General features: G+C 69.8%; 7 protein-coding genes and 1 pseudogene. 7 read left to right on the top strand and 1 reads right to left on the bottom strand.

The annotated features are described in order from the left end of the window. Together ABT367_RS11515 and ABT367_RS11510 are read left to right on the top strand one after the other, a co-directional pair. The coding region (locus tag ABT367_RS11515; protein WP_352251993.1) for an ALF repeat-containing protein at window positions 1-1,837 on the top strand (1,837 nt) is incomplete at its 5' end. 8 nt (window positions 1,838-1,845) lie between these two features. Then, on the top strand, window positions 1,846-2,220 hold the full coding sequence (locus tag ABT367_RS11510) for a hypothetical protein (protein WP_352251991.1): 375 nt from the start codon (window positions 1,846-1,848) through the stop codon (window positions 2,218-2,220). A gap of 108 nt (window positions 2,221-2,328) precedes the next feature. On the opposite strand, the gene ABT367_RS11505 is transcribed toward ABT367_RS11510, so the two are convergent. Continuing rightward, on the bottom strand, window positions 2,329-3,984 hold the full coding sequence (locus tag ABT367_RS11505) for a chitinase (protein WP_352251988.1): 1,656 nt from the start codon (window positions 3,982-3,984) through the stop codon (window positions 2,329-2,331). Between the two features lie 361 nt (window positions 3,985-4,345). Between ABT367_RS11505 and ABT367_RS11500 the strand changes: the two genes are divergently transcribed. The 5 genes and pseudogenes from ABT367_RS11500 to ABT367_RS11480 all read left to right on the top strand — a co-directional run bounded on the left by ABT367_RS11500 (window position 4,346) and on the right by ABT367_RS11480 (window position 8,205). Next, window positions 4,346-5,275 (top strand): hypothetical protein, encoded by a 930-nt coding sequence (locus ABT367_RS11500; protein WP_352251985.1) that lies wholly within the window; start codon window positions 4,346-4,348, stop codon window positions 5,273-5,275. A 47-nt stretch (window positions 5,276-5,322) separates the two neighbouring features. After that, a complete protein-coding gene (cpaB, locus tag ABT367_RS11495) occupies window positions 5,323-6,030 on the top strand; it encodes a Flp pilus assembly protein CpaB (protein WP_199545604.1) in 708 nt (235 codons plus the stop codon). Window positions 6,031-6,040: 10 nt separating this feature from the next. After that, complete coding sequence (locus ABT367_RS11490) at window positions 6,041-7,648, top strand: AAA family ATPase (RefSeq protein ID WP_352251983.1); 1,608 nt, start codon at window positions 6,041-6,043, stop codon at window positions 7,646-7,648. Further along, window positions 7,645-7,944, top strand: a pseudogene (locus tag ABT367_RS11485) (hypothetical protein); the annotation flags it as partial. The gene ABT367_RS11490 and the pseudogene ABT367_RS11485, both read left to right, overlap by 4 nt. Before the next feature lie 105 nt (window positions 7,945-8,049). Continuing rightward, window positions 8,050-8,205 carry a hypothetical protein gene (locus ABT367_RS11480; RefSeq protein WP_352252002.1) on the top strand — a complete coding sequence of 52 codons (156 nt, stop codon included), beginning with the start codon at window positions 8,050-8,052 and terminating at the stop codon, window positions 8,203-8,205. Window positions 8,206-8,214: the final 9 nt, after the last annotated feature.

Genomic DNA, 8,214 nt, shown 5'->3' with positions numbered 1-8,214 from the left:
GGTCGAGTACGCCAAGCGCTCCACCGAGCACGCGAACGCCGCCACCGACGCCGCCACCAAGGCGCACGACGCCGTCAAGGAAGCCTCGGAGGTGGAACAGGCCGCCCGCACCGCGGAGACCGCCCACCTCGCCGAAGAGGTCGAACTCTGCGTCACCGAAGCGCGGTTGAGGGCGAAGGCCGAGGCCGATGCCGCCGTCGCCGCCGACCGGGAGCGCACCGAGGTCGACCGGACCTCCTCGGCGATCAAGGACCTGATCGCCTCCGCCGAGTCGGCCATGGCGTCCGGCGACACCGCGAAGGCCGTGACGGACGCACGCGTCGCCGCCGCCGAACTCCTCACCGTGACCGGCAGCTGGACCCGGGAGGCCGCCGAGTTCGCCCTCGCCGGCAACGACGAGGACGTCCTCAACTGGCTCGACGCCGACCGCGTCCTGGCGCAGAAGGCCGACGACCGGGAGACCGTGCTCGGGGTGGCGCGGATGTCCACGGCGGGCATCGCCGAGGCGGCGCACACCGCGCTCGCGAGCACCGACGACGAGGCGCCGACCCGGTTCCTGTCGAGCGGCTTCGTCGCGGCGGGTGCCGAGACGTACCGCGTCAGGGTCTTCCGGGTCCTGAACGAGAACCCGGGCCCTGCCGTCAAGGCCAAGGCACAGGCCGCCCTCGACGCGGGCACCGCCGTCGCCCTGCATCGCTTCCTCTCCCTTGAACTCGCCGAGGCGGTCAAGGAGGACGACAACGTCGAGATCCTGCGGCTGATCAACACGGGCGGCATGTACACGAAGGCGGCGGCGCAGATCGCCCTCGAGGGCTCCGCGAAGATGCGCCGCAGCTTCGTCACCTCCGGGCAGTTCGACGCCGCCCGCCTCGACCACGACCACGCCACACACGTGTCGGCGGTCCGCGCCTCGATCGCGCACGCGACGAAGATCGCCCTGAAGGCGCTCGAGGACGCCTCGTACGCGCAGAAGGCCGCGGCCGAGGCGCGTGACGCGGCGCAGGAGGCGACCGACTGGGCGACCAAGGCCGGTGAGTACGCCGAGGACGCCGAGCTCGCGAAGGACGAGGCGCGCAGGAACGCGGACGCCGCCGACGCCTCCGCCACCAAGGCCGCCGAGTCCGCCGCGACGGCCAGGAACGCTGCGCGGACGGCGCGGGCCGCGGCCGCCACCGCCAACTACGCGATGAGCCGCGCCCTCGAATCCGCCAGGGAGGCCGTGTCCTTCGCGAACGACGCGCAGGTCTCCGCCTCCCAGGCTCAGGCCTCCGCCCTGGCGGCAGGCAAGAGCAAGGCGGAGGCCGCGGCCGCCGCCAGCGCGGCCAAGAAGATCGTCGCCGACAAGCGCAGGGCCGAGGCCGAGGCCAAGGCGCAGACGATCGCGATGGAGACCGCGGCCCACGAGACCAACGGCACGAGCCCGGTCAGCGAGGGCAACACCGAGTACTGGGGCATGTGGCCCGCGGACGTCGGCCGGGAGAAGGACTGGCACAAGGCCGTCAGCCACTGGTCGACGGTGGCGGGTGTGGCCGCCGTGGGCATCGCCGCCTCCGCCTTCTTCTTCCCGCCGGCCGCCCCGGTGATCCTCGGCGTGGCCGGCACGGTGGGCCTGGTGTCCTGGGGTCTGAGCGGCGTCTCGGCCATCCTCGCCGGCACCTCCTACGGCTTCGGCTCCGAGCAGTTCAGCGAGGACATGGGCATGTTCATCGTCGGCGGTATCTTCGCCGGTGTGGGCACGGTCATCTCGAAGGCAGGTCTCAAGACCGAGCTCGGCGGGAAGATCTCCGGGGTCGTCAGCGGCGTGGTCGGCGGCGTGACCGACATCTTCGACTGGTAAGGACCCCGATGCTCACCGAGCACTTCACCACGGCCCACTGGTGGATCGCCGCCGTCGTCTCGGGCCTCGCGCTCGCGACAGCGGTGGCGACCCTGGCCACGACCCGCAGGGCCACACTGGCCGGGGCCGTGACGGTCACTGTGGTCACCGTCCTCTACGTGGCTCTGCGGGGCACGGGCGACGGAGCCGTGCAGGCGCTCCAGCTGTACGTCCTGGGCACGCTGACCCTGGCGATCCTGCGGCTCGTGTTCGCGGGGTGGCTGCGCCGCCAGCGCGAGCGCCACGAGGCGGGTGAGCCGCCGGAGCAGCCGACGGGCAAGCACATCGCCATCTTCATGGCCACGTTCGTCGCCATCGTGGTGGGGATCGCGGTCACGTTGTAAGGCGCCATACGGCACGCCATACGGCACGACATACGGAAGGTCCGTCATACGGAAGGTCCGTCCCGCCGGGGGAGCGGTGGGACGGACCTTCCGGTCTTCAAGGGGCGGCTACGGCAGGTTGTGCACGTGCGGCCCCACCGCGCCCGACCACGCATTGCCCGCGGTCGCATCCCAGTTGGTCGACCACGTCATCGCGCCCCGCAGCGACGGATACGTACGCGAGGGCTTGAACGCACCGCACGACGTGCCGCGCGTCAGACAGTCGAGCGCCGCGTTCACCACGGACGGTGCCACGTACCCGGAGCCCGCGCCCCGCGTCGACGCGGGCAGTCCGAGGCCCACCTGGGACGGGGCGAGCCCGCCTTCCAGCTGGATGCAGGCCAGGGCCGTCAGGAAGTCCACCGAGCCCTGCGAGTAGACCTTGCCGTCACAGCCCAGCATCGAACCGCTGTTGTAGTACTGCATGTTGACGACGGTCAGGATGTCCTTGATGTTCAGGGCCGTCTTGAAGTACTCGTTCGACGTCGACTGCATGTCGATCGTCTGCGGCGCCATCGTGATGACGAGCCCCGGCGCCTTCGCCGCGAGGGACCTGAGCGCCTGGGTCATGTACGTGGAGTTGAGCCCGTTCTCCAGGTCGATGTCGACCCCGTCGAATCCGTACTCCTGCATCAGCGCGTGCACGGAGTTCGCGAAGTTGGTCGCCGACGCGGCGCTGTTGACCGCGACGGTGCCCTTCTCGCCGCCGACCGAGATGATCACCGACTTGCCGGCCGCCTGCTTCGCCGCCACATCCGCCTTGAACTGGGCCTCCGTATAGCCCCCGAGCCCGGCCGAGTCGAGCGTGAAGTCCACGGCGCCGGGCGTCGAGGTGGCGTCCGCGAAGGCGACCGCGATGATGTCGTACTGCGCCTGCACGTCCGAGATGCGCTGCACGGCCGCGCCGTTGTTGAAGTTCTGCCAGTAGCCCGTGACGGCGTGCGCCGGCACGTCACCGCCGCCTCCGCCGCCGGTGGTGGCCGTCCGGCCGTTCACCGAGGTGGTACGCGGGGACTCGCCCGCCGCGTTCGTCGCGGTCACCTGGAAGGTGTACGAGGTGTCGGCGGCCAGACCCGTCACGGTCGCCGAACTCCCGTTCACCGACTGGACCTTCGTGCCGTCGCGGTACACGTTGTAGCCCGTCGCGTTCGCCACCGGGCTCCACGACAGCGACACGGACGACGAGGTCGTACCGGAGACCGCGAGGCCCGAGGGCGACACCGGGACCACCGGGTCCGGGTCCCCGCCACCGCCGCCGTCGGGTCCGAGGACCGACACGTCGTCGACGAGGTAGGGCTGCTGCCCGTACCAGCCGTGCGTGTAGACCGTCACGGAGGTCGTCGAGGAGCCGGTGGTGAAGGAGGTCTTCAGCTCCTTCCAGGAGGGCGAGTCGGGCGTCCACGTGGACACGTCCGTCGTCCCCGTACCGGAGGCACCGAGGTAGGCGTACCCGCCCTGCACCCAAGCGCTGAGCTGATACGTGGAGTCGGGCTTCACGGCCACCGTCTGGCTGCACCGTGCGTGGTCCTGCCCGGCGGGCGTCGCCTTCAGGGCGGACGCGCCGCCGTGTACGGGGGAGGAGACCGCAGACCCGGCGGTACAGGTCCAGTTGGCGAGGCCGCTCTCGAAGCCGGCGTTCTTCGCCACGTTCACATCGGCAGCCTGCGCACTGCCGGTGAGACCACCGACCGTGAGCGCACCACCGGCCAGAGCGACCAGAAGCATGCGTCTTACGGAGCCCACAACGTGCCTCCCATTGCGTGAGGGGGGTGAGGAAGACGGGACGGCGGCCACCGTTCGGTACTGCCGCGCAATCTGGTCCAGACCATTCAGGTTGTCAAGACCTCTGGAAGCTGCAACTCCCTTTGGGGAGAGCAGACTTGAGCACCCGAAGCGGACGCACGTGTCGATCTTCACTCAGCGTCGATCAAGATCTCACCAGGAGTTACGTCGATCCAGTGTTGAGCTGGGCATGACGTGGATATGGTGCTGATGCAGGAAGACCATGAGCGGCCGCAATTGGCCGTGAGTGACTGCAAGTGGTCGGAAGCGATCGGGGGGTCTTGATGTGCCGACTGTCATAGCCGTGACCGCTCCCGACCTGATCCTTCCGCCGCCCGACCAGCACACTCCGCCGGCCGCGGTGCTGCAGACGCCACAGGGCCGCACCACCCGCCCGCTCGAGGCCTCGCTCTCCGATATGCACGCCCTGCTCGAACAGCACGGGTATGTGATCGTCCTCTGCCCGGCCTCGCTTCCCTCCCAGGCCCTGCACCGCCTCCATACGGTCCGCGGGGTGCTCGAATCCGACCGGATCGCGCTGCTCGACCTGGACCTGCCGCCGCTCGGACTCGCCGTGCTCGCCCTGCAGTTGAGGCAGCTCTCGCTCTGCGACTTCAGCCCGGGCGTCCTCGCCTCGGCGGCCCGGCTGCTCTCCCACTACATCTACGCGGGCGCGGTCCTGAACTCGGTCACCAAACTCGACCGCGTCCCCGTCAGCCTCAGGCAGCACGCCAAGTCCTGGGTCCCAGGCTCCCAGTTCGCGGTCCTCGCCAACCCCAAGGCGCAGCTCATCCGCCTCGGCAGCGCGGGACAGGGCGCGAAGCTCGAAGGCCCCGGGTTCGGCACGCGGCTCATCGTGGCGAAAGGCCAGTTGCAGTCCGACTGGATCACGGGGTCGCTGGCCCGCTCCTGGCAGGTCCAGGGCGTCGCCGAAGCCCCGCTCCCCGCAGAATCCACCCGCTGGTGGGCCACCGGCAAACTGATCGAATTCGCCGCCGCGATCCCCGATATCTCCGTTCTCTACCAGCTGGTCTCCTCCGTGAAGCGCGAGGAATGCCACTGGTGCGGCCTTGAACTCATCGGCGACCGCTGCGGGTTCTGCTCCGCGCCTCTTCTGGATTCGCCGTCACCCTCCGCTCTGCCGTCTTCTTCGCAATCCGGGAACCACGAGAACCATTCGCGCCCCACAGGTGTCCTGACCTCAGGACAGCAACGCAAGGCCATCAGCCCCTAGCGACTCGACGTCGACCCCGACCCGACCTGATCGAGGTAGTCCGGCTCATGAATTCTCGCCAGCGCCGCGGTGTGATCCTGCTGCTCCTGTCGGTCCTGTGTGCCTTCGGCGCGTTCGCCGGGGTGCTCTCGGTGATCCGCGACGTCAACTCGAAGGTGGGGCCCGAGGTTTCCGCGTATCGCCTCAAGAGCGATGTCGCGCCGTACAAGACGCTGGACAAGGGGCAGTTCGAGAAGATCGAAATGCCCGAGCGCTGGCTCTCGCAGAACGCGGTCACCGACCTGAGAGAGATCGACGGAAAGATAGCCGTCACACAGCTCCGAAAAGGCTCCCTTCTCCAGTCGGACATGATCGTCAAGCGGCCCGAACTGGGTGACGGGGAACAGGAAATAGCCATCATGATCGACGCGGCGACCGGTGTCGCCGGAAAGATCACCCCGGGCTCGACGGTCAACATCTACGCGACCTTCAAAGCCGAGCTGGAAGGCGGCAAGGCCCAGTCCAAGGTCATCGTCCAGAACGCGCGGGTCCTCGACGTGGGCGAACTGACCCCGCTCGAGCCCCGTGAGGACGACCGCAGCGGCCGCCGGATCGAGGCGGTCCCGATCACCTTCGCCCTCAACACCCTGGATGCGCAGCGCGTCGCTTACGCCGAATCCTTCGCGGAACACGTCCGGCTCGCCCTGATCTCCCAGGGCGGCGACACCCCGGTCTCGCCGGGGGACAGGACCTACACCCTCGACGAGGACAAGTGAGGGCCCCCTTGTGACGATTCGCATCCTGCCGGCGGTGGGCGACGCGGACTCCGCCCGCTCGCTCTCCACCCTCCTGAGCCAACTGCCCGACGCGGAACCGGCGTTGCCGGTCACCGACTCCACCGCCCTGCTCGACACGCTGGCCCGCCTCGCCGGTGAATCCCTGGAGGAGCTCCCGGAAGTCGTCCTGGTCCACGAGCGAATAGGCCCCGTCCCGGCTCTCGAACTGATCCGGGAAGTGGCGATGCGCTTCCCGGTCGTCGGCGTCATCCTGATCACCCAGGACCCGAGCCCGGGACTCTTCTCCGCGTCCATGGACGCGGGCGCCCGCGGACTGATCGGACTGCCCCTCGGTTACGAGGAGTTGGCGGCCCGCGTGCAGACCGCGGCGTCCTGGTCGATGGGCGTACGGCCGCACCTCACCCAAGGCCCGGAGGCGTACACCGGACCTGGTGGCACGGTCGTCACCGTCACCGGCGCGAAGGGCGGCGTGGGCACGACGCTCACCTCGGTCCAACTCGCCCTGGCAGCCCGCGCGTCGGGCCGCACGGTGGCCCTCCTGGACCTCGACCTCCAGTCCGGCGATGTGGCCTCCTACCTGGACGTGCAGTTCCGGCGCTCCATCGTCGACCTGGCCGGGATCCCGGACATCAACCCCCGGGTCCTCCAGGACGCGGTCTTCACCCACCCGACCGGTCTCGGCCTGCTCCTCGCCCCCGGCGAGGGCGAGCGAGGCGAGGACGTGACCGACCGCGTGGCCCGCCAAGCGGTCAGCGCTCTGCGCAACCGCTACGAAGTCGTCGTCGTCGACTGCGGTACGCAGATGAGCAGCGCCAACGCCGCGGCCATCGAAATGGCGGACCAGGCAGTCCTGTTGGTCACCCCGGACGTGGTCGCGGTCCGCGCCGCGAAGCGCATGGTCCGTATGTGGGACCGCCTCCAGATCCGCAAGGCGGAGGAGACGGTGGTCGTGGTCAACCGCCACACCCGCAACACGGAGATCCAGCCCCCGCTGATCGAACGCATCACGGGCACACGGGTCGCCCGCACGGCGGTCCCCTCCAACTTCAAGGAACTCCAGTCGGCGGTCGACGCCGGCCGCATGCAGGACCTCGACAGCCGCAGCACGGTGAAGCAGGCGCTCTGGGGACTGGCCGGCGAACTCGGCCTGGTCCGGACCCAGCCCGCCAAGTCCTCCCGACTGACGGGCGACCGCGGCTCCTTGGGCCTGGGCCGCCGCAGGGGACGCGGCGGTGGCGACGAGGGCTCGGTCACGCTCGAGTTCGCGGGCATGGCCCCGGTCATCTTCGCGGTGATCGCGATCCTCTGGCAGTGCGTCCTGTACGGCTACACGTACTCCCTGGCCGGCAACGCGGCGGACGAGGGAGCCCGGGCGGGCGCGGTGGCAGCGGTCCGCGGCGAGGACCCAGTCGCCGCCTGCGACGCGGCGGCCCGCGAGAACCTGCCGGGGGCGTGGCAGGGGAGCTTCGACTCGGGCTGCACCTCGGAGGGCGGCATGTACACAGCCAACGTCTCGGTCGACGTCCCCCTGTTCTTCCCGGGGTTCGACGCGGGGTGGAGCGTCACGGGTGAGGGAGGGGCGGTGCAGGAGGGATGAAACTTGCCCAGCTCACCAGCGGGGTGCAGGGGGCGCAGCCCCCGCGGGGTGGCATTTCAGCCCCTGCGGCGTTTGAGCAGATCCGACCGAAGGTCGGATGCGGGGTCCGGGGCGGAGCCCCGGTTTCGGGAAGGGGCGGGTCGGGGAGAAAGCCCGCCGCAGGCGCCACCCACCCGCACACCACACCCACCCGCAAGCGCCACGCACCCGCACTCAAAAGCGACCGCGGCGCCGCCATCCTCGAGTTCACGGGCTTCCTGCCCACCCTCCTCCTCGTAGGACTCGCCTGCATCCAACTGGGCCTCGTCGGCTACTCCTTCAGCCAGGCCGGATCAGGAGCGAGAGCCGCCGCAAGAGCCGCATCCCTGGACGAGAGCGCCGACGTGGCGGGCCGCGCAGCCATGAGCACCTGGCTCGCGGACTCCGCAAGCATCACCGCCCCGCGCGGCGCCGACACCGTGACCGCCACGGTCACGGTCGACATCCCGGAACTGATCCCGTTCGTGGACATGGGCTGGCAGGCCACCCGGACAGTCACCATGCCCATGGACGACTGAGGAGCGACC

The sequence above is a fragment of the Streptomyces mesophilus genome (assembly GCF_040300965.1).
Lineage (GTDB): Bacteria > Actinomycetota > Actinomycetes > Streptomycetales > Streptomycetaceae > Streptomyces > Streptomyces mesophilus_A.
Note: the sequence above shows the minus strand (reverse complement) of the source record. Positions and strands in the feature narration are given on the sequence as shown.

What these genes read in the sequence shown, in the direction of transcription:
- ABT367_RS11510 (WP_352251991.1), top strand. Translation starts at nt 1,846, where the DNA reads ATGCTCACCGAGCACTTCACCACGGCCCACTGGTGGATCGCCGCCGTC.
- ABT367_RS11505 (WP_352251988.1), bottom strand. Translation starts at nt 3,984, where the DNA reads ATGCTTCTGGTCGCTCTGGCCGGTGGTGCGCTCACGGTCGGTGGTCTC.
- cpaB (WP_199545604.1), top strand. Translation starts at nt 5,323, where the DNA reads ATGAATTCTCGCCAGCGCCGCGGTGTGATCCTGCTGCTCCTGTCGGTC.
- ABT367_RS11480 (WP_352252002.1), top strand. Translation starts at nt 8,050, where the DNA reads ATGAGCACCTGGCTCGCGGACTCCGCAAGCATCACCGCCCCGCGCGGC.